The organism is Heyndrickxia oleronia, from assembly GCF_017809215.1.
GTDB classification, from domain to species: domain Bacteria; phylum Bacillota; class Bacilli; order Bacillales; family Bacillaceae_C; genus Heyndrickxia; species Heyndrickxia oleronia.
Genome location: NZ_CP065424.1, coordinates 4,220,794 through 4,245,888 on the forward strand (window position 1 = coordinate 4,220,794; position 25,095 = coordinate 4,245,888).

At 34.0% G+C, this 25,095-nt stretch carries 30 protein-coding genes; 19 read left to right on the forward strand and 11 right to left on the reverse strand.

Features of this window, described 5'->3' with window-relative positions; genetic code table 11:
- The first annotated feature begins 152 nt into the window (after nt 1-152).
- The 3 genes from cidR (at nt 153) to I5818_RS21125 (ending at nt 2,161) form a co-directional block, all read left to right on the forward strand.
- On the forward strand, nt 153-1,031 hold the full coding sequence (gene cidR, locus I5818_RS21115) for a cidABC operon transcriptional activator CidR (RefSeq protein ID WP_058006197.1): 879 nt from the start codon (nt 153-155) through the stop codon (nt 1,029-1,031).
- A gap of 224 nt (nt 1,032-1,255) precedes the next feature.
- Nucleotides 1,256-1,774: an acyl-CoA thioesterase gene (locus I5818_RS21120; RefSeq protein WP_058006198.1), complete on the forward strand. Its 519-nt coding sequence runs from the start codon at nt 1,256-1,258 to the stop codon at nt 1,772-1,774.
- 15 nt (nt 1,775-1,789) lie between these two features.
- Nucleotides 1,790-2,161: a hypothetical protein gene (locus tag I5818_RS21125; RefSeq protein WP_078110927.1), complete on the forward strand. Its 372-nt coding sequence runs from the start codon at nt 1,790-1,792 to the stop codon at nt 2,159-2,161.
- 131 nt (nt 2,162-2,292) lie between these two features.
- On the opposite strand, the gene I5818_RS21130 is transcribed toward I5818_RS21125, so the two are convergent.
- Together I5818_RS21130 and I5818_RS21135 are read right to left on the reverse strand one after the other, a co-directional pair.
- Nucleotides 2,293-2,772, reverse strand: a complete 480-nt coding sequence (locus tag I5818_RS21130) for a hypothetical protein (protein ID WP_078110926.1) — start codon at nt 2,770-2,772, stop codon at nt 2,293-2,295.
- A gap of 107 nt (nt 2,773-2,879) precedes the next feature.
- Complete coding sequence (locus I5818_RS21135) at nt 2,880-3,095, reverse strand: hypothetical protein (RefSeq protein ID WP_058006214.1); 216 nt, start codon at nt 3,093-3,095, stop codon at nt 2,880-2,882.
- A 256-nt stretch (nt 3,096-3,351) separates the two neighbouring features.
- On the opposite strand from I5818_RS21135, the gene I5818_RS21140 reads away from it, so the two are divergent.
- The 9 genes from I5818_RS21140 (at nt 3,352) to I5818_RS21180 (ending at nt 9,987) form a co-directional block, all read left to right on the forward strand.
- Nucleotides 3,352-3,816: an Hsp20/alpha crystallin family protein gene (locus I5818_RS21140; protein ID WP_071977687.1), complete on the forward strand. Its 465-nt coding sequence runs from the start codon at nt 3,352-3,354 to the stop codon at nt 3,814-3,816.
- A 39-nt stretch (nt 3,817-3,855) separates the two neighbouring features.
- Complete coding sequence (locus tag I5818_RS21145) at nt 3,856-4,620, forward strand: chorismate mutase (protein ID WP_078110925.1); 765 nt, start codon at nt 3,856-3,858, stop codon at nt 4,618-4,620.
- 173 nt (nt 4,621-4,793) lie between these two features.
- Nucleotides 4,794-4,997 (forward strand): hypothetical protein, encoded by a 204-nt coding sequence (locus tag I5818_RS21150; protein ID WP_058006203.1) that lies wholly within the window; start codon nt 4,794-4,796, stop codon nt 4,995-4,997.
- Nucleotides 4,998-5,201, forward strand: a complete 204-nt coding sequence (locus I5818_RS21155) for a YwbE family protein (RefSeq protein ID WP_078110924.1) — start codon at nt 4,998-5,000, stop codon at nt 5,199-5,201.
- A 378-nt stretch (nt 5,202-5,579) separates the two neighbouring features.
- On the forward strand, nt 5,580-6,353 hold the full coding sequence (locus tag I5818_RS21160) for an SDR family oxidoreductase (protein WP_078110923.1): 774 nt from the start codon (nt 5,580-5,582) through the stop codon (nt 6,351-6,353).
- Between the two features lie 22 nt (nt 6,354-6,375).
- Nucleotides 6,376-6,729 carry a hypothetical protein gene (locus tag I5818_RS21165; protein WP_058006206.1) on the forward strand — a complete coding sequence of 118 codons (354 nt, stop codon included), beginning with the start codon at nt 6,376-6,378 and terminating at the stop codon, nt 6,727-6,729.
- On the forward strand, nt 6,722-7,771 hold the full coding sequence (locus tag I5818_RS21170; protein WP_071977683.1) for an alpha/beta fold hydrolase: 1,050 nt from the start codon (nt 6,722-6,724) through the stop codon (nt 7,769-7,771). The genes I5818_RS21165 and I5818_RS21170 overlap by 8 nt, the downstream gene beginning before the upstream one ends.
- A 405-nt stretch (nt 7,772-8,176) precedes the next feature.
- Entirely contained in the window at nt 8,177-8,857 is a 681-nt protein-coding gene (locus I5818_RS21175) for a response regulator transcription factor (RefSeq protein ID WP_078110922.1), read from the forward strand.
- Nucleotides 8,857-9,987 carry a sensor histidine kinase gene (locus I5818_RS21180; protein ID WP_313902899.1) on the forward strand — a complete coding sequence of 377 codons (1,131 nt, stop codon included), beginning with the start codon at nt 8,857-8,859 and terminating at the stop codon, nt 9,985-9,987. Before I5818_RS21175 ends, I5818_RS21180 begins: the two co-directional genes overlap by 1 nt.
- A 187-nt stretch (nt 9,988-10,174) precedes the next feature.
- Here the strand turns inward: I5818_RS21180 and I5818_RS21185 are convergent, their stop codons facing one another.
- Entirely contained in the window at nt 10,175-10,633 is a 459-nt protein-coding gene (locus I5818_RS21185; RefSeq protein WP_078110921.1) for a GNAT family N-acetyltransferase, read from the reverse strand.
- A 27-nt stretch (nt 10,634-10,660) separates the two neighbouring features.
- On the reverse strand, nt 10,661-11,398 hold the full coding sequence (locus tag I5818_RS21190; RefSeq protein WP_078110920.1) for a metallophosphoesterase family protein: 738 nt from the start codon (nt 11,396-11,398) through the stop codon (nt 10,661-10,663).
- 151 nt (nt 11,399-11,549) lie between these two features.
- Between I5818_RS21190 and I5818_RS21195 the strand changes: the two genes are divergently transcribed.
- Both I5818_RS21195 and I5818_RS21200 read left to right on the forward strand, forming a co-directional pair.
- Nucleotides 11,550-11,771 (forward strand): spore germination protein, encoded by a 222-nt coding sequence (locus I5818_RS21195; protein ID WP_058006892.1) that lies wholly within the window; start codon nt 11,550-11,552, stop codon nt 11,769-11,771.
- Between the two features lie 206 nt (nt 11,772-11,977).
- Nucleotides 11,978-13,513, forward strand: coding sequence for an MDR family MFS transporter (locus tag I5818_RS21200; protein ID WP_078110919.1), 1,536 nt, complete (start codon nt 11,978-11,980; stop codon nt 13,511-13,513).
- A gap of 70 nt (nt 13,514-13,583) precedes the next feature.
- On the opposite strand, the gene I5818_RS21205 is transcribed toward I5818_RS21200, so the two are convergent.
- A complete protein-coding gene (locus I5818_RS21205) occupies nt 13,584-14,564 on the reverse strand; it encodes a hypothetical protein (protein ID WP_078110918.1) in 981 nt (326 codons plus the stop codon).
- The gene (locus I5818_RS21210; protein ID WP_058006895.1) at nt 14,554-15,132 is read right to left on the reverse strand and encodes a sigma-70 family RNA polymerase sigma factor; all 579 of its coding nucleotides are present in this window, start codon (nt 15,130-15,132) and stop codon (nt 14,554-14,556) included. Before I5818_RS21210 ends, I5818_RS21205 begins: the two co-directional genes overlap by 11 nt.
- 119 nt (nt 15,133-15,251) lie before the next feature.
- Here I5818_RS21210 and I5818_RS21215 point away from each other — a divergent pair, with 119 nt between their 5' ends.
- The gene (locus tag I5818_RS21215; RefSeq protein WP_078110916.1) at nt 15,252-16,319 is read left to right on the forward strand and encodes an undecaprenyldiphospho-muramoylpentapeptide beta-N-acetylglucosaminyltransferase; all 1,068 of its coding nucleotides are present in this window, start codon (nt 15,252-15,254) and stop codon (nt 16,317-16,319) included.
- 91 nt (nt 16,320-16,410) lie between these two features.
- Nucleotides 16,411-16,797 (forward strand): VOC family protein, encoded by a 387-nt coding sequence (locus I5818_RS21220; RefSeq protein ID WP_058006397.1) that lies wholly within the window; start codon nt 16,411-16,413, stop codon nt 16,795-16,797.
- Nucleotides 16,798-16,830: 33 nt separating this feature from the next.
- On the opposite strand, the gene ald is transcribed toward I5818_RS21220, so the two are convergent.
- Together ald and I5818_RS21230 are read right to left on the reverse strand one after the other, a co-directional pair.
- Nucleotides 16,831-17,964, reverse strand: coding sequence for an alanine dehydrogenase (ald, locus tag I5818_RS21225; RefSeq protein WP_071977678.1), 1,134 nt, complete (start codon nt 17,962-17,964; stop codon nt 16,831-16,833).
- 117 nt (nt 17,965-18,081) lie between these two features.
- Nucleotides 18,082-19,320: a PucR family transcriptional regulator gene (locus tag I5818_RS21230; RefSeq protein WP_071977677.1), complete on the reverse strand. Its 1,239-nt coding sequence runs from the start codon at nt 19,318-19,320 to the stop codon at nt 18,082-18,084.
- Nucleotides 19,321-19,638: 318 nt separating this feature from the next.
- Here I5818_RS21230 and I5818_RS21235 point away from each other — a divergent pair, with 318 nt between their 5' ends.
- Nucleotides 19,639-20,991: an amino acid permease gene (locus I5818_RS21235; RefSeq protein ID WP_071977676.1), complete on the forward strand. Its 1,353-nt coding sequence runs from the start codon at nt 19,639-19,641 to the stop codon at nt 20,989-20,991.
- Between the two features lie 82 nt (nt 20,992-21,073).
- On the opposite strand, the gene I5818_RS21240 is transcribed toward I5818_RS21235, so the two are convergent.
- Nucleotides 21,074-21,703, reverse strand: coding sequence for a nitroreductase family protein (locus I5818_RS21240; RefSeq protein WP_058006393.1), 630 nt, complete (start codon nt 21,701-21,703; stop codon nt 21,074-21,076).
- Nucleotides 21,704-21,832: 129 nt separating this feature from the next.
- Here I5818_RS21240 and I5818_RS21245 point away from each other — a divergent pair, with 129 nt between their 5' ends.
- Nucleotides 21,833-22,192: a winged helix-turn-helix transcriptional regulator gene (locus tag I5818_RS21245; RefSeq protein ID WP_071977675.1), complete on the forward strand. Its 360-nt coding sequence runs from the start codon at nt 21,833-21,835 to the stop codon at nt 22,190-22,192.
- Between the two features lie 270 nt (nt 22,193-22,462).
- On the opposite strand, the gene I5818_RS21250 is transcribed toward I5818_RS21245, so the two are convergent.
- The gene (locus I5818_RS21250) at nt 22,463-23,884 is read right to left on the reverse strand and encodes an alanine/glycine:cation symporter family protein (protein WP_139254993.1); all 1,422 of its coding nucleotides are present in this window, start codon (nt 23,882-23,884) and stop codon (nt 22,463-22,465) included.
- Between the two features lie 168 nt (nt 23,885-24,052).
- Nucleotides 24,053-24,451, reverse strand: a complete 399-nt coding sequence (locus I5818_RS21255; RefSeq protein WP_235849535.1) for a hypothetical protein — start codon at nt 24,449-24,451, stop codon at nt 24,053-24,055.
- Between the two features lie 151 nt (nt 24,452-24,602).
- Here I5818_RS21255 and I5818_RS21260 point away from each other — a divergent pair, with 151 nt between their 5' ends.
- Nucleotides 24,603-25,070, forward strand: coding sequence for a CBS domain-containing protein (locus tag I5818_RS21260; RefSeq protein WP_058006392.1), 468 nt, complete (start codon nt 24,603-24,605; stop codon nt 25,068-25,070).
- Nucleotides 25,071-25,095 lie beyond the last annotated feature (25 nt).

Genomic DNA, 25,095 nt, shown 5'->3' on the forward strand with positions numbered 1-25,095 from the left:
TATATCAGACATTAATGAAAACTAAATGGATTATTGCATCCAATTAAGGAGATTTCATCACAATTTATTAATAAAATCGCTAAGTTGTACTTCTTTGGGTAGAATACGATATAATATCCAAATTACAATATAAGTTTGAGTGGTGATTACGCGTGGATATTAAACATTTACAATATTTTTTAGAGGTTGCAAAATACAATAGTTTTTCATTAGCTGCTGAACATTTATATATCACCCAACCAACTATTAGTAAAATGATTAAAAACCTCGAAAAAGAGCTAGGAGTTTCTCTGTTTGATCGTTCTAAAAAGAAGCTAACATTAACAGATGCTGGGCAAATCATTTTGGAACAAGCAAAGTTAATTGACCTTGCCTTTCACAATTTAGAAACGGAATTAGATAATCTTTTAGAGTTAAAAAAAGGACATATTCGAATTGGAATCCCACCTATTTTTGACGCACAATTTCTACTTCAACTAATCGGACGATTTCATGAAAAGTATCCTGGAATTACTTTTGAATTTGGAGAAGACGGTTCAAAAAAAATTGAAGAGGATGTTCACAATAATCATTTAGATGTCGGTGTTATCGTACTTCCAACGAATAATGAGCTATTTTTACATTTCCCTTTAATGGAGGAGGATTTAAAATTAATTATTCATCCATCACATCCATTAGCTCAGAAAACGGAGGTTCACCTAGTTGAACTAGCTTCTGAACCATTTATTTTATTTAATAAAGATTTTGCATTACATGACCGTATCATTTCTTCTTGTAACAGTGTAGGATTCAATCCCCATGTCATCTCAAAAAGTTCACAATGGTCTTTCATTGAAGAGATGGTTTCTTGGAATTTAGGAGTATCACTTTTACCTGAAAGTATTTGTCGACATTTAAGTAAAAATGTAAAGGCGATTTCGATAAAAAACCCTTCCATCCGCTGGGAATTAGCAATCATTTGGAATAAAAATCAATATCTTTCCTATGCAGCGAAAGAATGGCTGCAATTTACAAAAAAACACTTATCATAAATAATCAAGTATTTGACTGAATATACTTTTTTCTTCCTTTTATATTGTATCCTTCTTTCGCTGACATTTAGGTAGGCAAAGGGAGAAGCGGTTTCATTGATAAAAGCTATATTTCCAATGAAATTTAACCATTTTACTTCTCGTTATTTGGGGCGTACACTTATTAATGCTAGGAGAACTCCCATAAGTTTCATAGGATTTTCTTTATGAAAGGAAGCAGTAATATGAATGCAAAAAAAGTAAAAGAAAGTCGTATCGTAAATACTGCGCAAGTATTATCTTGCGATTTAAATAATTATAATACATTATTCGGTGGAATTTTGATGAAAAAATTAGATGATGCTGCAACATTGTCTGCACGTAGACATTCAAGGGTAAAAGAATGTGTAACGGCATCCACTGACTCAATTGATTTTTTATACCCGATTCACCAAACTGATTCTGTTTGTGTTGAATCTTTCGTCACTTATACAGGTCGTACGTCAATGGAAATATTCTGTAAAGTAATTGCAGAGGATATCATGACTGGCGAACGTAGAATTGCTGCAACGGCATTTTTAACCTTTGTTGCATTAGATGAAAATAAACGTCCTGTTCCCGTTCCAGAAGTCATTCCAGAAACAGAAGAAGAAAAGTTTTTATACAATACAGGGAAAGAAAGAGCAGAAATACGTAGACTCAGAAGACAAAAGAGTAAAGAGCTCGCTGGTTATCTTAATGTAAATAAACCATGGGATAATTAAGGAGGGAAATTTGCTATGTTGACACTATCAAGTCTTGATGAATTGCAAACTGCAAAAGAGCGCCTTGCAAACTTACAACAATCCTTTCCTGCCCTTTTTGATCGCTTAGTACATGTGACAAATTTAACGCGAGCACTAAACTTTAAATATCAATATATGGGATGCTTATTAATGGATGAAGATCCAGGCACTTCTTCGCCTAATTTTGTTCAAGCATCTGTGCTGCGTTTATACAAAAAAGAAGTTCAATTATTAAAAAATGATGTAGATTTTGATAAACTAAAACAATTTTTTACTGAGTTCAAAGGCAATGGCTATGCAAAATTAAGCCTTCTCGCTCTCGGCATCGTTCCTGAATCATTAACTGGTGCACCCATTATTAAATAATTTAAGGCATAAAAGGTTCTTCCCTTTTATGCCTTTTTTATATTTATTTATCACTTTCCTTATGTTGGGTAAAGAAAAAGATAAATAAGATAATAGGAAGTGCTATTAGAAACGTCCCGCCTTTAGAAAGTTTAACCGTTGGAAGATCCGTTAAAGCCATACTTATCATTCCTTTTCAAGGTGTTTATTAAATCCTTATTCAGATGGAATCGATCGGAAATTACTTTTTTATATAAATGATAATCCTCTTTTATTTCAGAAAGTGAAGGTTCTGGTAATGGCAATCCCGTGATTGGACCTCCTACAACCAGTGAGAATTCTCTAGATCCTATAAAAACTCCCTCAACTGCTAAAGATGATTTAATCAGTAAAATGGAAATAAAAATATCGATGACGTCAACGAAAATAGTTGCTGTCTTATTTTTATTTACTCCTTCTATCCTTTGAGTACCAGTAATAGGACCACCTAATGATAAACGAAAGGCCTGAGGTGTAACAAACACTCCCCTAATAGTAATTTGTCCGGTGAGTAATAAAGCCGCTGTTGCAATATTAATATCTCGTTGAATAGTACGAATTACTTGTTTCTCTTTACTCTCACCAGTCATCATTATCTTCACACCCCTACTTCCAGCATATTCTTCCTAAGCTTTGATGTGATTCCATACAAGTCTCATTTTTTCGAGGTGAGTTTTTCCTCTTCTAAAGCGATAATTTTTTAATCTCTTTTTAGTATCGGGTTCGAGCTAAAGGAAGCCGGAGAGTCTATTTGGTCCCTATCATCTACAAAGCTTTGTGGGCTAACAAAGGTGCTTTCATCACCAAAATTTTGGCCATATCCCTGTGATTTTTTATCTGAATTATTCCAGTCTGCTAATAGATTTTGCCCTATATTAACCGCTGAAGCATTCTCAAAGGAATTAATCTTTAACATAAAAATATTGATATTTACAGATGCTCCTTTCACATTGTTCCCTCCTTATTATGATAATTATTACTTTGGTTTGAGAAAGATTTCCTTCCAAATATATTACTCTTGCCCAACATTTATGAAGTTAGTTATTTATAATGAAGAATTAAAGGTGCATGAAGAAAATGATTGATTAATAAGATATATAGATGAGATTAGAAATGATTTATGATCATTCATCAGTTCCTGTTCATTATCATATAAGCAAGGAGGTATACCTGTGGACATAGATAAATTAAAGCAATGGATGGATATTTCACAAAAATATCAAAACGGGAACTTTTGGGATATGATTTTCGACCAAATTTCTAAAGATCCTTCTCAACATGAAGCAAACAGTAAACCTCCTACACCAAATGCTCGCTCTACTAGTTCCTATCCATTAGTGGATATCTATCTTACTGATACACAAATCATTGTGATCATTGAACTACCTGGCTATAAACGAGAGGATGTTTCCTTATCACTAGCAGGAAATATTCTAGTAGTAAAAGGAACAAGTCGATTACCGTTACTGAACCCTATTATTATACAAAATGAAAGAAAATATGGTGCTTTTGAGAGGAAAATAGAACTTCCTGAACCAACAAAAGCCTCAGAATTATATGCAAAGTTCGAAAGTGGTCTCCTAATAGTAACTTATATGAGAAAATACTCAAGCGAGGAACAAATTCCAATTTCTTAAAAGTTTCTATATAAGTCTAAAAAAAAGTGTGGGGAAAATATGGCTATAAAAGGATTATTCAATCACAGTGAAAAAAATGATGACATCGATATACTTAAAGAAAAAATTGAGCGTTTAGAAGAGAAAATAAAAAGAATCAACACATTAGAGGTTCAAATAAAAAGATTTATCAAATTAGAACCTGAGTTACAAAAGCAAATATATTCTTATAAACAAACGGATAAGATAACACCTCAATCTAAGGCTGACCACGTCCCCAAACAAAATCAAATTGATACTCAACGTTCTATACAAACATTAGAAAATAAAATTTTCTCGAAAATGAAAAAGTATATTGACCAAGAGTTGGTACTTCTTAAAACTCAAATCAATCATCTAGAAAACCTATTTAATAGAATGGAAGAAAATTACGAATCCCTGCACTCAACAACCGAGCACTTATCACAAGCCATACACATACTTGAAAATCGTCCCCCCGATCCCCCACAAAGGCCTGAAAATGATCAACAAATTGTTATACAAAAAGTAAATATTGAAAAAATATTATTAGATAAGTATGAACAAACAAATAATTTCGGACAACTTGGTATTAAAGATATTAGTGGGCAATTAAATATTGGAGCAACCTATGGAAAAGGTGTGATACCAGCAGAATTGGTGGAAAATTTAATGGAAAATCTTAATGAAATTAAAAATATGGATAACATACATACATCAGATGAATCTAGCAGCGAAAGTGTCGATGAATCATCCGAAGAGGAAAGCACAGATTATGGAAACTTTGAAGATATTCCTATCGAATAATAAGTAAGATCAAAGGGAGGTAGCCATTATTCCCTTTATTATTTTGAAAAAATTGTTTTTTAAAATAATCTCTAAACTGGATGGTAATGGTTATAAATGATTAATATTGTTTTCCATTATAATAAAAAATAGATTATACTGTCTATAATAAACGACAAGGAGGAAAATGTTTTATGACCGAGTCCAATCAATTAGAACCAAATCAAACTCCCAAAAAGAAAATTAGCCTACAAGAAGCAATGAAACAAAAACTCGAAAATAAAAAAAATCAGTCAAATTCTAGTAAAACAAATACAAATACACTTCCAACGACTAAAAAAATGAAAAGTCAACAAACGAAGAAAACGAATAATCAAAGGAGAAGAACTGGCGTATAAATGAACGGAAAAAACCGTAACGACATTCATGCTGGAATGACAGTAGAAATTGTCCTTAAAAAGGATCAAAGGACTGGAAAAACAACGTGTGGAGTCGTCAAAGACATATTGACCAATTCAAGCTACCATCCTCATGGAATTAAGGTAAGATTGACTGATGGTCAAGTTGGAAGAGTCAAAGAAATAAGGGTAAGACCCCATTAACAAATTGATGGAGGTCTTACCCTTATTTTTTTAAAGAAGCCTCTTTTTATCAAACATTGTTGCTATTTAAGTAAAGTTATAACTAATAAATATCGACTGAGGATCGCTACACGTTTCATTTTACTGATAAAAGAGATGAAATCTCCATAAGAACCGCTAGAATCCTTTATTATGAGTAAAATCCGGTAGTAGGGATTTTACAAAAGCAACAACTACCAAAAACAGCCTATAAGGAACAGCAATATATAGGAATGAGGCTAAATAAGGCGGCGGCGAATATATCAATTTTAACACCTTTTATGAGGGTCGAACCTATAATAAATAGAAATCAATTATTGAGTTTTATTGAACATTATATATAGGAAGGGATGAACTCAATTGGGTGTAAAGGAGTTATTTGACCTCAGTAACAAAACAGCCATTGTTACTGGTGGTGGAAGTGGACTCGGTCAGCAAATGGCTGAGGCTCTAGCAGAGGCTGGGGCCAATATTGTTATTTGCTCTCGCAATCTCGAAGTCTGTAAAGCAACTAGTAATGCTCTGAACCAACAAGGATACCACTCTATTGCGCTCCAATGCGACGTAACGAAACAAAAGGATATTGACCATGTAATTGAACAAACAGTAAATCAATTTGGAAGTATTGATATTTTAATTAATAATAGCGGAACATCATGGATCGCTCCTGTACTTGATTTACCCGCTGAGAAATGGGACAAAGTCATGGATGTCAATCTTAAGGGCATGTTTTTCTTCTCTCAAGCAGCAGCTAAAGTAATGAAAGATCAGCAAAGCGGAAAAATTATCAATATCTCCTCTGTCACAGGTCTATATGGGACCAATCCTGCATTCCTTGATTCTATCGCGTATAACACAAGTAAAGGGGCTGTTATCACCTTAACGAAGGAGCTAGCAGTAAAGCTTGCAAATAGTAATATCCAAGTAAATGCCATTGCTCCAGGTTTTTTTCCAACAAAAATTACACAGGCACTTGATAAGATAAACAAAATTATTCTAAGCAAAATTCCTGCACAACGCTTTGGAAACGATACAGATTTAAAAGGAACCGCCCTATTTCTAGCATCCCACGCATCCGATTATCTTACTGGCCAATGCCTAATAGTTGATGGTGGACTAACAGTAAACCTGTAAAACTTTAGAAAGGAGTTTATTTATGTCGAATAAACAAGCATTAGATGTCTACCGAATATTAAAATTGAATGGATTAAAGTTTGAAAATATGTTGAACCAATCTATACAGTCACAACTGAATCAAAAATTCTTTATCCAGACTTTCGGTTCACATAATCAAGTAGCAGCTGCAGTTATTCGGAAACTGCAAAATTCGATTGAAACCATTTCGATTCCATTAAACTTTCCTACAAAAAAAGATGTTGCTAATGCAACTAAAATCAATATACAAACGGAAGAGAAGGTTGATCTTCTAAACGAAAAAGTAAATGAAATATTACTATCCTTAGAGGAGCTTAAACAATTAACATCGGAAGGTTTGTCCGAAAATGGGTAATTTACAAAAGAAAATAAGTACCCAAACGACAAAGGAGCTTCAAAGATGGGCGGGCTTTACGAAAGCATTAGTGAATCCTCCAGTCGATTATGAACGGAATCGTGAAGCTATTTGGAAATTAAATAAAACAACTTTATGGTATTACGAACCTAAAGAAAGAAAATATAATGTCCCGCTATTGCTTATTTACTCACTCATTAATCAACCATCTATTCTCGATTTAGGACCTGAAAATAGTTTAATACAGACGTTAATGGATGAGGGTTTTGAAGTTTACCTTCTCGATTTCGGCGTTCCAGGATATGAGGATAAAGATTCATCCCTCGATGATTACGTGACAAAATATATTCAAAGGGGAGTTCGTCGCGCATTAGCCCACTCAGGAGCTAAGGAAATTAGCTTGATGGGTTTCTGCCTAGGTGGAACACTTCTAACAATGTATGCAAGTATAGCTAAGGAGCCTATAAAAAATATCATTCTTTCCTTAACACCAATTGATTTCAGAAGTTTTCCTAAGTTCGATCAATGGCAAAATTCTCTTGTGAATAAACAAATTGAGGTTGATCCGATATTAGACGCTATGGGACTCGTTCCCGCCTCTTTTGTAAAAGGTGGAATGAGATTAATAACCTCTCCAGTTTATTATTCTCATTATCTATCACTTCTTAATCGTGGCGCTGACAGTCAGTATAGGGAAAAATGGGGTCAATTAAACAAATGGACAAATGGACATATCCCAATGACAGGTGCTGCAATGAAGCAAATCGTTAATGATTTAATCATTGATAATAAGCTTATTGAGGGCCAATTTGAAATAGATGGATGTCCCGCTTCTTTGTCAAACATATCAGCTAATTTACTTGTAATTGGTTCAAATTTTGACCAATTAGTTACACGAGATCAGATTACCCCTATTATGGATTTAGTTTCAAGTACAGATAAAACAATTCATCTTCTTAACTCTGGTCATGCAAGCTTACCAGAGAATGGTGCCATTCCTTCCTATTTAGCGAATTGGCTTCCTGCTCGCTCAGTTTCATAATTCGAATTATTTGTTACTAAAAAGGAGGTTGTTCTATGTTTTACAACTTAGAAGATTATAAGCCACTTAAAAATCATTGTGAACTTATTGGATACTTAGGTTTTGCTGGTTTAATCTTCAACGTCTTTTGTTAAGGCTCATTTCTCAAACATGAATGCCTTTGATAAAATTATTTCACATAATTAATATCCAAACTCCTATTTAAAATTTTGTCAGATGCTAATTCTGACATTTTTTTTATTCTAGCGTTAAGGAAATATTAAGAATACCTATATATACTAATTTAATCCTATTCAATTAACATTGACTTATAAAATGAGTTCATTCGATTCTTACAATGGACAAGCTCTCATTCCATTTCCAATTTTTTAATACCTTGATATGATAAAAGCGAGGAGGATTTATATGCGTATTTTAATTGTAGAAGATAATGTAGATTTACTGGATTCAATGAAAATGATTCTCCAAAATGAGTTTACAGTTGAAACTGCAACAGATGGTGAAGATGGATTATTCCTAGCTATGCAAAATATATATGATGTCATTTTACTTGATGTGATGTTGCCTGAGATCAATGGATTTGAAATTCTTAAAAAGTTACGTAATGAACATATTATGACCCCCATCCTTTTCGTAACTGCTCGTGATGCACTTGAAGACCGCGTATCTGGTTTAGAAATGGGTGGTGATGATTATTTAGTCAAGCCTTTTCAAGCGCCTGAACTGATTGCTAGAATTCGAGCATTATTAAGAAGAAGTGGAAATCTCACCATTGATCATACAATAAAATATAGAGGCATAGAGCTATTTGGCAAGGAGCAAGAAATAAAAATTGATAGTAATCTTGTAAAATTAACCAATACCCAATACGAGTTACTTGAATATCTCATTCAAAATAGCGGTAAAATTGTTACGAAGGAGCAAATCTTTGATCGGATATGGGGATTCGATTCTGATACAACGGATGCTGTTGTCGAGGTCTACATCCATCATCTTAGGAAGAAGCTCGAGCGCTACGGATATCATAAAGATATCCAAAATGTTCGCGGCATAGGGTATATATTAAAAGCACCTAAGGAGAGCTAATGTTTAAAAAAACCCGTTTACAACTAACACTCTTAAACTCTTTTGTTTTTATTATTCTTATTGCAATATTAGGAACGATCATTTATTCCTTTGTTAATTCCTATATTTATAAGGATGTTGATCATTCTTTGCAAACTTCTATTAAAAGTCTTGAAAAAGGCAGACCTCTCCCAGGTCCTAGAGGCGAGCCTCAGCAAATTATTTCCTTGCTTATTTGGGATGAAAACGATCAGCTATTGAATGCAAATGATCTATTTAATAGTGAATTCATACAGGCGAACCATACAAAATTCATACAAAAGAGATTAAATATATTGGAAGATATTAAGGTAAAAAATACGACCTATCGTGCCATTTCGGTCAAAGCCCATATCGATAACAAACCTGTTGTTCTTGAGTTTATTCGCAGTACTCAAGTCGAACACCAAGTAATGAATCGTCTTTTAATAATTATGATTCTCGGTTGTATAGCCGGAAGTATATTAGCTATAGTAGCTGGATTTCTTCTCGCAGAAAAAGCATTAAAGCCAATCAAGCATGCCTGGGATAAGCAACAAAGGTTTGTTTCTGATGCATCTCATGAGATAAGAACTCCACTTGCAGTCATCCAATCGAGAAGTGAATTATTGTTGCAGGAACCCAATGCTACTATCCAAGAAAAGGCATTAGATATATCAATTGTTTTAAAAGAATGTCGCAGGCTAACAAAGCTCGTAACCAGTTTACTTACATTAGCTAGGTCAGACTCCAATGAAATTGAAATAGAGAGAAAGGAATTTCCTCTCGATCAATTACTAAATGATGTTGTAGAACATTATTCAGAACTAGCTTCATTCCAGGGAAAAGAGATTATTCTTACATCCAATCCTCCGATTACTTTCTTTGGAGATAAAGATCGGATACACCAATTGATCGTTATCCTATTAGATAATGCGATGAAATATACAAATGAAAAAGGAATCATTCAGTTAACATCTTATGAAAATAAAAATGTAGTCGGCATTATTGTTGAAGATAATGGGATTGGAATGAAAAATGAGGAGCTCACGAAGATTTTCGATCGCTTTTACCAAATAGATTCGTCCCGTACCAAAACGAATAGCCTAGGATTAGGTCTTTCTATTGCATAATGGATAGTCGATAAACATGGAGGAAAGATAAAAGTAGATAGTACATTCGGTGAAGGAAGCCGGTTTGAACTACAATTTTCAAAAAAGAAACATGTCTAAGAAGAATGATACTCAAATAGAAAAGGGCCTGACCTTATTTTAGCAATTTTGCTAGAGTCATGCCCTTTCATTAAACAGATTCTATTAGCTATGGTTGGCTTATTTTTAATTCCATAACCAACCCCGCTACTATTCCACTATTATCCACTTCACCATTAAGATAAAAACCAAATTTTTCGTATAATGCTTGTGCCGCTTTATTCTCTGGAGATACACTCAAATACAAAGTATCACATTGATAGATGCTCTTTATATGTTCAATTACTAAAGGTAAGAATCGTTTCGCATACCCTTTCCCTTGATAATGTTTATCTATCATGAAACGATCAAGCCATATCCCTTCATGTGATATATTCCCTCCATACATAGCATAGCCAACAATTGTTTCTTTATCATATAGACCTATAGAGTGCCATTCAGGCTCAAACATCGACTGAGCCAGTGAAAATGAATTACTTTCAATAAATTCCTTCTGGTCTTCTTCTACTGATAAAAGAGCTGTAGAAAGCCAATTCTCAGCTGTCACCTCTCGAATTCGGAGGTCCATAATTCCATCTCACTTTCCAAACAATTTTTATTCATCCTTCCAATTACTTTCCTTACTTTTTACAAAATACTCTCTATATTGATCATTTTTGATTTCCAAGCAATTCAGCTGATGACCATAAACACAAGCACCATCGATGCCGATTTTCTTATTTCCATAAAAAATATCCGCTTTATCATGTAAATTGATTGCTGGTGTATGTCCATGAATAAAGGTTTGATCGAATGGTAGATCCGCTTGAAGAAATGGATCACGAATCCAAACCATTTCATGCTCATTCGTCATTTTCCAATCATTATGCTCTGGATTAATACCTGCGTGAACAAAAATAATATCGTTTATTTCATAGAATAACGGAAGTTCTTTCATAAAAGATATAAGTTCCTCATTTGATTCTATAATTTCCTTTGCCCAAGCTTTATAAGTGGAATCGGAAATGTCATCTAGCCGAACCTGCCCTAAAAAGGAAGTAATGGTTTCCTGAGCACCATTTCTAAAATACCTCTCTTTTTGACCAATCGGATCATCCAACCAGTCACAAAACATTTTATCATGATTACCTTTTAACGCTATTGCATGGTGAACCTCGACTAATTCTTTTACATAGTAGATGACCTCCCTACTATTCTTGCCTCGATCCATATAATCACCTAGTAAAATCAATTGATCTTCACTAGAGTTATATTCTACTAAATCTAATAATTCAATAAATTCATCATAGCATCCATGTATATCGCTAATCGCAAGGATTCTGTTCTGTCTCATAAAAATACCCCTTCTTATCCTTTATGCTTCTATCTTCAATAGTACAACTTTACCGAAGGATATTCTACACATCTGTTTACATTTACCTGCCTATACACTTTTTCATGTTATAAATATAATAAAATAAATGTTTTGAAAAGGAATGGTGTCTATGCCTTCTTTTGTAGGGAACTCCCAAATTATTAATGTAGGCGGAGCAGCAACGATTCAGTACGGGGATACTGCCTTTATTTCACCAAAATCAGCATCAAAAGCAACACACGGTGCAGGAAGTGGGTTAGAAGGTGTCCTTTTTAATAGCATAAGCTTGTATAGTATCACCAATACATTGGATACTAGTATCGTTGAGCAACCTAGTACTGGAAATAATTAATAAAGCAGGCGGCCATCCCTCCTGCTTTTTCTACATATGTATGATGAATATCTGACAAACTCATTGCCCTATCTAATTTAGTTGAGCCTTAACATTCACTTTTTAATTACATCTTCGCTCCATCTCAAATCAATCTCAATAAGTTCATATTCAGTTCACAAATTCCTTATATAATACCCATATTATTTCAGAAAGGGATTGATAAGATGGAAAACACCGTTCAAAGTGATAAATCACTTTTAACAAATAAAAGTAATAAGTTTTTAGTAATGGTAGGTCTTATTATCGGGTTAATCTTTTCAGAATTAGATGAAACAGTTGTTAATACGGCTATGCCAACAATTATTCGAGATTTGGGTGGACTCTCCATGTATGGCTGGGTTGCAGGCGTTTATATGTTAGCTTTATCTGCCTTTATGCCGATACTTGGTAAGCTGGCTGATTTATTTGGCAGGAAAAAAATATATTTAATCTCAATGGCCTTTTTTATTGGCGGATCTATTGTTTGTGGACTTTCCCAATCCATGACAATGCTTTTGATAGGACGAGGAATTCAAGGAATTGGTGCCGGAGGGTTGATGCCACTTGCAATGACTATTTCCAGCGACTTATTTCCAGTAGAACAACGTGCGAAGGTTCAAGGTTTTATGGGGCCAATAATGTTCATCCCCATGCTGTTAGGCCCGTTAATGGGAGGATTTTTTGTTGATCAAGTAAGTTGGCATTGGATTTTCTTTGTTAATATTCCTGTAGGAGTTCTTGCAGCAATTCTATTGGCAAGTGGGTTAAAAGAAACAACAGAGAAGAAAAAAGTCATCATTGACTGGGCAGGAGCTATTCTGTTAATTTCTGCGATTATTTCTTTACTCATCACACCCGTATTAATTGAAAATGAGGGATTAACATGGGGTTCACCGACTATTATTAGTCTACTATGCTTAGGAACTGTATTAATCGGTCTTTTCATATGGGTTGAATCGAAAGTTAAGGAACCAATCGTCCCACTTCATTTATTCAAAAACCGTAATATTCTAGTGCTATCTATGATTGTATTTGCTGTTGGCATTGGTCTTATGGGATCATTCGCATCCTTCCCATATTTTGCACAAAATGTACTGGGTCTTACTCCAACAGAGGCAGGTTATTTAACTCTTCCTATGATGGTCGGAGCTATTCTTTCGGCAATGATCTCAGGATTCTTACTTACTAAAGTTCGCTATCGTGAATTATTTGGAATTGCATTTATTATGCCGATTATTGGTTTCTATTTATTTTCACATATGAATATTCACACAACCATTGTACAAATCATTATCTTCTTTTTAATTACCGGACTTGGACTAGGGGTCATGTTCGGTGGGGATAATTTAATTGTTCAGGAATCTGTTGACAAGGAACATAAAGGAATTGCTTTAGCAACCGTTCCATTATTTCAATCGATCGGTGCTACAGTAGGAGTAAGTATTTTCGGTACACTATTGTCTTCAACTCTAACATCAAAACTTGGTACACTAGGCAATAGTCTGCCTAAGAATATGTCTGAGCATATGAATAGCCTAGCTGCCGGCGGAATTCCAGATGGACTTTCTCCAGAACTTTTCACAAAAATTAAAACCTTATTTGTTGAATCATTCCAGCATATCTATTTATATTCATTTGTCATTGCCATTATTGCATTTGTTTTATGTTGGTTTTTGAAAAAAGAAGTTCTTTCATCTAAAGAGGAATCACAAGCCTCATAATTACTCATTGAAAGTAGGGTTATCTATTAAAGGGCTATACCCCTTAATAGATAACCCAAATTTTTTATCGTTAATTCATATTATTTGCCATCATCAATAAATCTTCTTTCGTTACTTCTAAAGAATCCGAAGAAATGCTATAAATGATTGTTTCTTTTTCACTCTGCTCAATCCACAGAATCTCCTCATATTCACCTGTTGAACTTAGAAACTGATTGGTGTTCTTTATAAAATATGCTTTCTTATTATGCACCATTAGCTTTTCGAAGCTACTGTCCTCGTCAATCGTTGTTTCAAGCTTTGTGTTTTCATTAATTTTTTTCAACGTAAGATAAATCTTATTTTCTTTGTCATTCTTATAAGTTAATGTAATAGCCGGAAGAATCTGCGGAATCTCGTCTAACTTTTCCCAAATCACATTTTTTCTAGTGTCTTTTGCTTCCTGCTTTAATTTATCTAAACGATTAATCATATCAGGTGTAAGACCACCATCTAATGGATAGCCCGCAAATGCATTTGTGAACGAATAATTGCCTATTTTCATTATTGGTTTCTTATATGAATGAAACATTGAATCTAGCATTTTCAGTCCTTGTTCATATGTATGAACCTTGATAGGCTTTGAAACGATCATGCCTGGCATTTCTTTAAAGAATGGATGGGCTTCATTTTCAAAATCAGCAAAATAAATAAGGGCAGCTTCTCCAGGGACAAGGTTTTCCTTCACCTCCGCAATATTGCTTCTAACTTGGTCCTTTGAGATGGTTTTCATCTTAATAATGGTATCCTGTCTCACTTCAAGATTTAATGTGTTGCTTTTTGTTTCAAATAAAAGCTTGGAGGTTGCATAACCAAATCCCGCTAAAACAACAAATACGATGGCAAATAGAGCATATCTTGGAAATTTCAGTGGAAAAGAATGATCTTTTCTTTGACTTTTATCGTGATGAGAGTGATATAATGATGCAATATGTTGATCCAATTGTTTTGGGCTTTTAATTGTATCTGCTTTTTTTCTAAACTCATTTTTTAGCTGATCCTCAAGAAACATGAAACGATTCCCCCTTGACCTTTTTTAAACGTTCGACATACTGTCTTAATTTCCGTATCGCTTGGTTATGTCTTGATTTTACAGTTCCAATAGGAATACAAAGAATACCTGCAATCTCATCATATGTATAATCATGATAGTATCTTAGTACGATAACAGACTTGAGTTTAAAAGAAAGATGTTCAACCCATTGAAGTAACTCCTCATTCTCTTCATTTGCAAGAATCATTTCATCTAAATGCTGATTGGGTGGTTGAATTTCAAGCTCCTTATATCGATGGAACAGCCTCAACTTCCTCCAACTTTGTCGATTCCAATTATTTACTTGTCTTATAATTAACCCATTTATCCATGAATGAAATGGTGATTCAAAATTATACCGTTCAATCGATTTAAACAGCTCAATATACACTTCACTTACTAAATCATTAACATCATCTTTATTTGTAGCTAAAAAATAGACCGTCCGATAAACTTTTTGATGTATCTGGTCATAAATGATTTCAAATGCTCGTCTATCCCCCTGAATAAATTTCTTTATCAAAGCATGAATCTCTTGTTCATTCACTATTCATCCCCCCTTTATTGTTTCATTATATATTGGTCTTGAATAAACAAAAGGTTCGATTTTTATTTCTTGGCCATATAATTAGGATATAATTGATAAAAATCATTACTGGAGGAAATATGAAGAAAAAAATAATTGTATTTACTGGTGGAGGATCAGCTGGACATGTAACACCAAATATCGCCATCATAAAAGAAATGGATACATCACATTGGGATATAAACTATATAGGTTCTAAGCAAGGAATCGAAAAAGATTTAATCCATCATTTACATCTTCCTTACTATGGAATTTCTAGCGGGAAATTAAGAAGATATATTGATTTTGAAAACGTAAAAGATGTATTCAGAGTTGTTAAAGGATGCTTTCAGGCTAGACGTGTGTTAAAGAGATTAAAGCCAAATTTAGTTTTTTCTAAAGGTGGGTTTGTTTCTGTACCAGTCATAATTGCAGCTAAATCATTAAAAATTCCTATTTTTATTCATGAAAGTGATATGACACCCGGACTTGCCAATAAAATCTCCCAACGATTTGCAACTAAAATATTTACATCCTTTGCAGAGACGAAAAAATTCTTTCCAGAAAGAAAAACGAAGGTCATCGGCTCACCGATACGAAAAGAAATTTTAATGGGATCTGCTGAAAAAGGCAGAGCATTCCTGAACTTCAACAAACAACTCCCAATCTTAATAATAATGGGGGGAAGCCTAGGGGCAAAAAGAATCAATGAAGCAATAAGGGAATCTCTAGGGAAACTTAACAAAGCCTATCAAATTGTTCATCTTTGCGGAAAAGGAAATATCGATAACAAGTTGCTCGATATTCCCGGATATAGACAATATGAATATATCAATGAAGAATTACCAGACATATTAGCCACAACAGATCTTGTTATTACTAGAGGCGGCTCAAATGCGATCTTTGAATTTTTAGCTTTAAAGATTCCAATGATTATTATTCCTTTAACAAAGGAGCAAAGTCGTGGCGATCAAATATTAAATGCCAAATCATTTGAAGAAAAAGGTTATTCAATTACGCTATTGGAGGAAAATCTAACAAGTGTTACCCTATCTCAGTCATTAGATAAACTAAAACATAATCGTGATCAATTTATTAAGAACATGAATGTAAGCGGACATGGAGATGCGTTACAAGTCATAATTAATGAAATAAAAAAGCAGGGTTGATGATATTTTATTAAATAAATTTATAAATAGAGGAAATCCCTTAAATTTAGCGAATAGTATAATTTAATTTCTTATATTAAGGGGTGGGTATATGCAAGAAAAAACAAAAGCAAAAATAGAAAGTTCTCTTACGGTATTACTCGTATCAGATTTAAAAAAATCGAAGGACTATTACCAACATGCACTTGGTTGTGAAGTAACCGAATTTTGGGCTGTTCGAGATGATTTCGGTTTAGGTTTTAAATTAATTCAGGCAGAAGATATTAATGATGTCAAGCCAAATAAGGGAACATGGAATACATATGCTTATGTAGAGGATTTCTCCTCCCTCGATGCTTTGTATGACGAGTTTAAATCAAACGGAGCCATTGTAAACATGGAACCTGAAGTAAGTGAGTTTGATTGGGGTGCATGGAAGGAATTCTCTATTAAAGACCCAGATGGTTATTCCATTGGTTTTGGAGCAGCAAAAAAATAAGTGCCAGGCCATTGCCTGACACTTTTTTTTATATTATGCATTAATGGATTCCTTTGAAAGTGCTTCTTCTACAGTTACATAGTCATAACCAAGATCCTTAGCAACAGCTTCATATGTTACATGACCATTCGCTACATTGACACCAGATTTAATCGCAGGATTATCGTTCACTGCTTTTAAGACACCTTTTGTTGCAATTTGTACTGCATAAGGAATGGTTACATTTGTAAGCGCAATAGTTGATGTACGTGGAACCGCACCAGGCATATTCGCAACTGCGTAATGGACAACACCATGTTTTTCATAAGTAGGATTATCATGTGTTGTAATATGATCAACTGTTTCAAAGTTTCCACCTTGATCAATCGCCACATCAACGATAACCGAACCAGGTTGCATAGATTTAACCATTTCTTCTGTTACAAGTTTTGGAGCTTTTGCACCTGGAATTAATACGGAACCGATGACTAGGTCGGATTCTTTAACAGCTTCCGCAATATTATACGGATTAGACATTAGAGTTTGAACACTTGTACCAAAAATATCCTCTAATTGACGTAAGCGCTCTGGGTTTAAATCAATGATTGTAACATCGGCACCTAACCCAACTGCAATCTTCGCAGCATTTGTACCTACCATACCACCACCGATAATCGTTACTTTTCCACGTTTAACACCTGGTACACCACTTAATAGAATTCCTTTTCCACCTTTTGTCTTTTCAAGGAACTGTGCACCAATTTGAGAAGCCATACGACCTGCAACCTCACTCATTGGAGAAAGTAATGGAAGCGTTCTATTAACTGTTACAGTTTCATATGCAATAGCAATTACTTCACTGTCTACTAACGCTTTTGTTAACTCCGGCTCTGCAGCTAAATGCAGATATGTGAATAAGATTAATCCTTTACGGAAATAGTTGTATTCAGATGAAAGTGGTTCTTTTACCTTCATGATCATATCAGATTTTGCCCAAACATCTGAAGCGCTTTCAATTATTTCAGCACCAGCTTGTTTATATTCTTCATTTGTAAAACCGCTACCTAAACCAGCATTTGTTTCAATAATTACTTTATGTCCAGCATTTAATAAATGGACAACACCTGCAGGGGTCATTGCCACACGATTTTCATTATTTTTAATTTCCTTTGGAACACCGATAATCATTTAAAACATCTCCTCAATGATATAAGTCACTTTCCAATTACAGTTCGATTATATGTCTTTTTTGTGAAAATTTCTTTATTTAGAATGCAAAAAATAAGAGCGATGATTTGTGAAATTTCACAAATCACCACTCTTCATTTCCTCAATTTTTAAATCTAAATAAAAAGTAATCTTTTGGTTAGGATCTTTTAAATCCATATCTGCAATTTCCGTAATCCTTTTCAGGCGATAATTCAGTGTATTTGTATGAACATGTAATACCTTTGCCGCCTCCTGGACATTATTATCACACTCCAAATATGCCTTCATCGTTTTCAATAAATTCGATTGGTGCTTATGGTCATATTCTTTTAACTTTTCAATTGCTGAATTTTTATATTGTTCTTTCGTCCTAATATGATAAAGATCATTTAAAAATTGATAAATACCAAGTTCTTGATAACTATAAGTATTCTGTAATTCCTGTGGAAATTGCTCCTTAAGCTCCAGTACTTTCAGCGCTTCTTGGTAGCTCTTATTAATTTGCTGTGGTGATTGATAAATTAGTCCGCAGGCACCCTTTACCTTTCCAATTTGCAGTCTTTCATTTATCCGCTCGATAAAGTTATAGATAAAATGTTTTAAATCCTTTATTGTTGCTTCATTTGAATCAAGACGGATCAATTGAATGAGTTGATTCTCATCAAAAACACGACACACTACTTGAACATTTTGTAAAGTTTCTGTCAAATAATAAGAATGCTTTTCAATCTTTTGATTGACTTCTTTATCAAATTCAATAATCACAACTGCCAAACTACCATCAAGCTTCATTCCAAATCGATCTGCCTCGCGCTTTATATCATTTAATTTATTGATATGGCCTGTTAATAGCTTCCAAAAGAAGTCTTGGTTATCTTCCTCTACTTTTCGTCTTTTTAACTGGTGTTGGAGCAATTGATTTTTCACTATTTTCGCTGCTTCTTTAAGCAAGAGTAATTTTTCTTCACCAAATTTCTCATCATCTGTTTGTGCCCATATAAACCCTAATACTTCATTATTTTTGCGGACAGAAACAGCAATACGATTACCTAATCCTACTTTCTCAATTGCTGGTATAACTACCGGTTCATCACTTTCAAATAGCTTCGGCATAACACCATTCTTCCAAAGAGTATTAATCACATTTTCTGGTACTCTTCTTCTAACAATAGTGGCTATTCTTGCAGCATCTACATTTTCCTCATGTTTACTATAAGCAATGATTCGATGATTAGAATCTTCAATTGTAATCGGGCAATTTAACATTTCCCCAATTTTATCTGCCAAACCCTCTAAAGAATCAAAGTCATCGTTAAGAAATGGAGAATGATTCATACTGATTCCCCCTTCGTAAATATAATCTTTATTTTATCATAATTTCACCCGTTTGTGCATTTACACAAAAATATAGAGATATTTTTTATAAATACTACAAATAAAGTCGAAAGTAGTTTATACTATTTTAAAATAGTTTAATATACAAATGTTGTAAACGATTACAAAAAAGTATTTTCAAAATAGTATTATTATAGTAGAATGCCAGTATATTATTTCAAAAAATATACAATTGTATATTACTCTATCGAGATAATATGTCAGAATTAACAGACTAAACTTTTTGACAACAAAGACTACACTAAGGGGTGGAACAATATGAACAATCAAGAACTTCATCGTGGGCTAGAAGAAAGACATATTACCTTAATGTCACTTGGTGCATGTATCGGGGTAGGTTTATTTCTTGGGTCTGCTCAAACTATTGAATTAGCAGGACCTGCAATATTAATTGCATATGTGATTGCAGGTGCGATGATGTTTATCATCATGAGAGCACTTGGAGAAATGGCTATTCAAAATCCAGTAGCAGGTTCCTTCAGCCGTTACGCTCAGGAGTATTTAGGTCCACTAGCTGGATTTTTAACGGGTTGGAATTATTGGTTTTTATGGGTAGTTACTTGTATGGCTGAAATTACAGCTGTGGGTGTATATATGGATCTTTGGTTTCCAGATGTCCCTAGATGGATCTGGGCATTGGCTGCCTTAGTTATAATGACTCTTGTAAACTTAATTACTGTCAAAGCATACGGAGAATTTGAATTTTGGTTCGCTCTAATTAAGATTGTTGCCATTATTGCGATGATCGTTATTGGTTTAATGATTATCTTATTTGGTTTCGGCAATGGTGGAATTGCGACAGGAATTAGTAATCTTTGGAAGCATGGCGGATTTGCTCCAAATGGGATTAAAGGAATTCTAATGTCCTTGCAGATGGTTATGTTTGCCTATCTAGGTATTGAAATGCTTGGGGTAACTGCAGGGGAAGCGAAAAACCCTGAAAAAACAATTTCCCGAGCTGTTAATAGCGTATTTTGGCGTATTCTAATCTTTTATGTAGGGGCATTGTTTGTCATTATGTCCATTTATCCTTGGAATGAAATTGGAACATCTGGCAGCCCGTTTGTTATGACATTTGAAAAAATTGGGATTCGCCAAGCTGCAGGAATAATTAATTTCGTTGTTTTAACAGCTGCATTATCTAGCTGTAATAGTGGGATTTTTAGTACAGGCCGTATGTTATTTAATTTAGCAGAGCAAAATCAGGCACCTACCTCATTGAAAAAAGTAAGTAAAAGTGGTGTACCTTCCTTAGCTATTGTTCTATCAGCGGCTGCATTGCTTATAGGGGTTATTTTAAATTATTTAGTACCTGAAAAGGTATTTACCTGGGTAACAAGTATCTCAACCTTTGGAGCAATATGGACATGGGCAATGATTCTCTTATCCCAGCTTAAGTATAGAAAAAATCTATCTGCAGAAGAAAAAGCGAAGATAAAATTTAAAGCTCCGTTTTGGCCGTACGGATCCTATATTGCCTTAGCCTTTCTTATTATGGTTGTCATACTTATGGGATTCTTCCCTGATACTAGAATAGCACTAATTGTTGGACCATTATGGTTACTCCTATTAGTCGCGGTTTATTACGGAAAAGGAATGAACAAACAATAATATAGATTATCAGGCACCAATTACACAATATAGTAAAATGAATATTTAAAAATGTGTAAATGGTGTCTGATAAAATAATAGCTTATATGAATTTAGCCACTTCTTCTAATGGCATTCTTGTTGTATTAAATGCAGGTCCAGCTGCTTTGCCTAAGGAAATTAAAACAATTGGAATATAGCGATCTGAAATATTAAATCTTTGTATAAATTTCTCCTTATCGAATCCTCCCATTGTAACCGTATCGTATCCTTTTGACTTTGCTATCAACATTAACTGCATAGATACTAACCCGGCATCGAATGAAGCAATATTTTTTCTAGCTTCAACAGATGCATAAGGATACGTATTATTGGTATTATTAATAATTCGATTCATATTTTCTTCATCAATATATCCTGCATCGAATCCGCTTCTATATATTTTTTCTACATTTTTATATGCATCAACATCACCTAGTACTGCGATAACTGCTGAAGAGGTTTCTACTTGTTCCTGATTGTTGGCAATTTGTCTTAATTCTCTTTTTGTTTCCTGATCAGTAATAACTAGGAAGCGCCAAGATTGAAGATTACTTGAAGAAGGCGCAAGAATGGCTTCATTTAGGATCTCTTCTATTTCTTCTCTCGAAATTTTATACTCTGGATCATATATCCTGACTGATTTTCGTTCTTTAATAACAGTTGATAAACTTTTCTCAGATGTCTTTAACATGCTTACATCCTCCTATCCATTTTTCAACTTACTAATAGTAAGTTGAAATTAGCTTACTATTAGTAAGCTCAACAGTCAAATATAATGACTCCTTATGATAAAATATAAGAAGGGAAGGAGGAGTCCTTAATGAATGAATCAAATAACGATAATTGCTTACAAAATAAGTTAAAATCTCAACATATTTGTGATAATTTCCACGGGGCTATAGAATTTATTGGGAGACGTTGGATGGGACTAATCATTTATAACTTATTAAATGGACCAAAGCGCTATTATGAACTTCTTGAGGAAATTCCTGGTATCTCTGATCGTTTACTTACTGAACGTCTTAAAGAATTAGAAAATGAAGGACTTGTGGAAAAAAGAATTATCACCTCTTCTCCAAGAAAAGTCGAATATTTGTTAACAGAAGCCGGGAAAAGCTTAGAAGCAGTACTATTTTCACTATTAAAATGGGTAAAAGACAATAAAAAGCTGAAAAGTTAATATACTCACAAAAATTATGGGGATGCCTTTTTAGACATCCCCATTTTATTATCGTTATTATTCAACAAAATAAAAGGCATTACCACAAGCATGTCCCATAAAGGAATTGCCATGATAATGCCTAATTGTCACCTTTCATCCTTACTAGAAATGAAAGGATTTAGCACCCAAAAGAGAGCATTTATATCTCATGTTAAAACAGTACATATTGTATCGATTATCCTTTCAGGAAAATTACACTACTTATCCAAAATTTATACAGGTCAGTTCCTATAAAATTTCTTCATTTCCTTTTGAAGGTTCGTCTTCCCATGATTCTACATTTTTTAATCCTTTAATACTTGAAGCATAGAATACAGGATTTTTCCCTTGTGCTTTCTGCTTTTTATAATCTGCTAATGCAGAGAAAGCGATTTTACCTAATAATGCAATAGCAATTAAATTCGTTATGGCCATCAGAGCCATAAACAAATCAGCTAAACTCCATACAAAATCTAGCGAAGCTAAAGAACCAAAGGCAACCATTGCAACAACAGCAATTCGGTAAATATTTAACCATAGTTTACTATTCTTTATAAATTCAATGTTCGATTCTCCATAATAATAATTTCCAACAACCGAACTAAACGCAAACAATAAAACAATAATAGCTAAGAAAATACTAGCCCATGTACCTAGACCAGTTTCTAGCGCCTTTTGAGTTAGTACAATACCATCAGATTCCTTTGAATTATATAATCCTGATAATAAAATAATAAATGCCGTACTGCTACAAATCACTAATGTATCAACAAATACACCTAGTGACTGAATAAGCCCTTGTTTAACAGGGTGACTGACATCAGCGGTAGCAGCAGCATTCGGCGCACTCCCCATACCCGCTTCATTTGAAAATAGTCCCCTCTTAATTCCTTCCATCATTGCAGCACCTACAGCACCACCAGCAATTTCTTTTATTCCAAAAGCACTTTCAAAAATTAATTTAAATATACCAGGTATTTCTGTAATATTAGTTACCATTATAAATAGTGCAATTAAAATATATGCTCCTGCCATTACAGGTACCATTAATTCAGCAACTCTTGCTATCCGTTTAATTCCTCCAAAAATGATCACAGCAGTAACGAGAGCTAACACAATCGCAATGACAATCTTATTAATTCCAAAAGATTGGTGAAATGCACTAGTTATTGTATTGGCCTGAACTGAATTAAAGGCTAGTCCAAATGTCAGTGAAATTAATATCGCAAAGAAAATTCCCATCCATCGAGCATTTAGGGCTTTTTCCATATAATAGGCAGGACCTCCACGAAATGTATCCCCATCTTTTACTTTATAAATTTGAGCTAAGGTACTTTCCACAAATGCTGATGCTGATCCGATCAAAGCAATCAGCCACATCCAAAAAACAGCACCCGGACCTCCAGTTGTAATGGCGATTGCAACACCTGCAAGGTTACCTGTTCCTACACGTGAGGCGGTACTAATACAAAATGCTTGAAAGGATGAGACCCCTTTTTTATCGTCCTTTGCCCCCTCACCTAGTAGGCGGAACATTTCTCCTATCATTCTAAACTGTACAAATTTCGTTCGAAAAGTAAAATATAGTCCAAGTCCTATTAATAATATAATGAGGATATAGGACCACAGGATCGTATTTACTCCCCCAACCATGCTTTCTAAAATTTTCAACTTTCCATCACCTTCTTTTCTAAGATGCTCACTAAATTCTAATCTACCAAAGATTTATTATCAGGACAATACAATTTACAATTACCTAAAAGTGGTTGGTAGTGCTACACTCTCCCATGGATTTGAAAAAGCCAATATAACTATTGGCTTTTTCATTAAAAGATCAATTTATTTCACATTAAGTTGCCTTACATATATTGCCTGTGAGGCATTTTTTTGTATGCAGCCTTCTAAATCCTGTTCCTTAATTAATCCTAAATTTAATGCTGACCTTATTTTCACTTCATCCGGTTTTTTCTTAATAAGATCCTGCATATTAAGCTCTTCTAGCCTTTTGACTGTTATGTCCTGATCAAACTTCTCAGATATTCTAATTTGTCTTTGTAAGTGGTAATCGCCTATTTTTATTTCTCCTTTTACATTTTCACCAACGGAAGTATCAAAATACTGATTGAATGCCTTTTTCAACTTTTCTAATTGCGTCTCAACTTCTTTTTTCTTTCGGTTCAATTCGTCATAGTGCACAAGCATGTCCCTAGTAATTAAATAATCCATATCATGATTCAACAGCCATCCCTCCATTCCTATTGTCAGTATTCATACTTATTTTAGGATCAGGTGAGATATTCCAACTTTAAGTATTCATTTATATTAACTGATTTTAATGGTAAAATAATGGTAGGTACAAAAAATACTTTGGAGAAAGAAGGCACTTGGTATGAAGGTAAAAGACTTCATGATTCAAGATGTAATTTCTGTTAAAGAAGACGACAGCATTAAACATTTACTAAATACTCTTGTCGAAAATAAAATTGGTGGAGTACCAGTTGTAAACGGTAATGGGAAGCTTGTCGGAATGATTAGTGATGGTGATGTGTTAAGAAATATACAACCAAAGGATATGGTGGTCTATGATTATTTTAATTTAATGGCTTACACATATCAAAAAGGAAATCTTGAAAAAGTATTATCACAGTTAAAAGATCAACCTTTAATTAAAATTGCCAAAAAGCATGGCCTTATTACTGTTAAAGAAGATGATGATATGGATAAGGCATTGAAACTGCTAGCTAAACACCATTTCAAAAAAATTCCGGTTGTTGATCAGAACCAGAAAGTTGTCGGAGTCATCAGTCGCGGAGATATTATTCGTACCATTCAAAAAAATATTCTCCAATCTCTATAATTCTTTTGTACACATTATACATTCG

What these genes read in the sequence shown, in the direction of transcription:
- I5818_RS21120 (WP_058006198.1), top strand. Translation starts at nt 1,256, where the DNA reads ATGAATGCAAAAAAAGTAAAAGAAAGTCGTATCGTAAATACTGCGCAA.
- I5818_RS21125 (WP_078110927.1), top strand. Translation starts at nt 1,790, where the DNA reads ATGTTGACACTATCAAGTCTTGATGAATTGCAAACTGCAAAAGAGCGC.
- I5818_RS21130 (WP_078110926.1), bottom strand. Translation starts at nt 2,772, where the DNA reads ATGATGACTGGTGAGAGTAAAGAGAAACAAGTAATTCGTACTATTCAA.
- I5818_RS21135 (WP_058006214.1), bottom strand. Translation starts at nt 3,095, where the DNA reads ATGTTAAAGATTAATTCCTTTGAGAATGCTTCAGCGGTTAATATAGGG.
- I5818_RS21145 (WP_078110925.1), top strand. Translation starts at nt 3,856, where the DNA reads ATGGCTATAAAAGGATTATTCAATCACAGTGAAAAAAATGATGACATC.
- I5818_RS21150 (WP_058006203.1), top strand. Translation starts at nt 4,794, where the DNA reads ATGACCGAGTCCAATCAATTAGAACCAAATCAAACTCCCAAAAAGAAA.
- I5818_RS21155 (WP_078110924.1), top strand. Translation starts at nt 4,998, where the DNA reads ATGAACGGAAAAAACCGTAACGACATTCATGCTGGAATGACAGTAGAA.
- I5818_RS21165 (WP_058006206.1), top strand. Translation starts at nt 6,376, where the DNA reads ATGTCGAATAAACAAGCATTAGATGTCTACCGAATATTAAAATTGAAT.
- I5818_RS21170 (WP_071977683.1), top strand. Translation starts at nt 6,722, where the DNA reads ATGGGTAATTTACAAAAGAAAATAAGTACCCAAACGACAAAGGAGCTT.
- I5818_RS21175 (WP_078110922.1), top strand. Translation starts at nt 8,177, where the DNA reads ATGCGTATTTTAATTGTAGAAGATAATGTAGATTTACTGGATTCAATG.
- I5818_RS21180 (WP_313902899.1), top strand. Translation starts at nt 8,857, where the DNA reads ATGTTTAAAAAAACCCGTTTACAACTAACACTCTTAAACTCTTTTGTT.
- I5818_RS21185 (WP_078110921.1), bottom strand. Translation starts at nt 10,633, where the DNA reads ATGGACCTCCGAATTCGAGAGGTGACAGCTGAGAATTGGCTTTCTACA.
- I5818_RS21190 (WP_078110920.1), bottom strand. Translation starts at nt 11,398, where the DNA reads ATGAGACAGAACAGAATCCTTGCGATTAGCGATATACATGGATGCTAT.
- I5818_RS21195 (WP_058006892.1), top strand. Translation starts at nt 11,550, where the DNA reads ATGCCTTCTTTTGTAGGGAACTCCCAAATTATTAATGTAGGCGGAGCA.
- I5818_RS21200 (WP_078110919.1), top strand. Translation starts at nt 11,978, where the DNA reads ATGGAAAACACCGTTCAAAGTGATAAATCACTTTTAACAAATAAAAGT.
- I5818_RS21205 (WP_078110918.1), bottom strand. Translation starts at nt 14,564, where the DNA reads ATGTTTCTTGAGGATCAGCTAAAAAATGAGTTTAGAAAAAAAGCAGAT.
- I5818_RS21215 (WP_078110916.1), top strand. Translation starts at nt 15,252, where the DNA reads ATGAAGAAAAAAATAATTGTATTTACTGGTGGAGGATCAGCTGGACAT.
- I5818_RS21220 (WP_058006397.1), top strand. Translation starts at nt 16,411, where the DNA reads ATGCAAGAAAAAACAAAAGCAAAAATAGAAAGTTCTCTTACGGTATTA.
- ald (WP_071977678.1), bottom strand. Translation starts at nt 17,964, where the DNA reads ATGATTATCGGTGTTCCAAAGGAAATTAAAAATAATGAAAATCGTGTG.
- I5818_RS21230 (WP_071977677.1), bottom strand. Translation starts at nt 19,320, where the DNA reads ATGAATCATTCTCCATTTCTTAACGATGACTTTGATTCTTTAGAGGGT.
- I5818_RS21235 (WP_071977676.1), top strand. Translation starts at nt 19,639, where the DNA reads ATGAACAATCAAGAACTTCATCGTGGGCTAGAAGAAAGACATATTACC.
- I5818_RS21240 (WP_058006393.1), bottom strand. Translation starts at nt 21,703, where the DNA reads ATGTTAAAGACATCTGAGAAAAGTTTATCAACTGTTATTAAAGAACGA.
- I5818_RS21245 (WP_071977675.1), top strand. Translation starts at nt 21,833, where the DNA reads ATGAATGAATCAAATAACGATAATTGCTTACAAAATAAGTTAAAATCT.
- I5818_RS21260 (WP_058006392.1), top strand. Translation starts at nt 24,603, where the DNA reads ATGAAGGTAAAAGACTTCATGATTCAAGATGTAATTTCTGTTAAAGAA.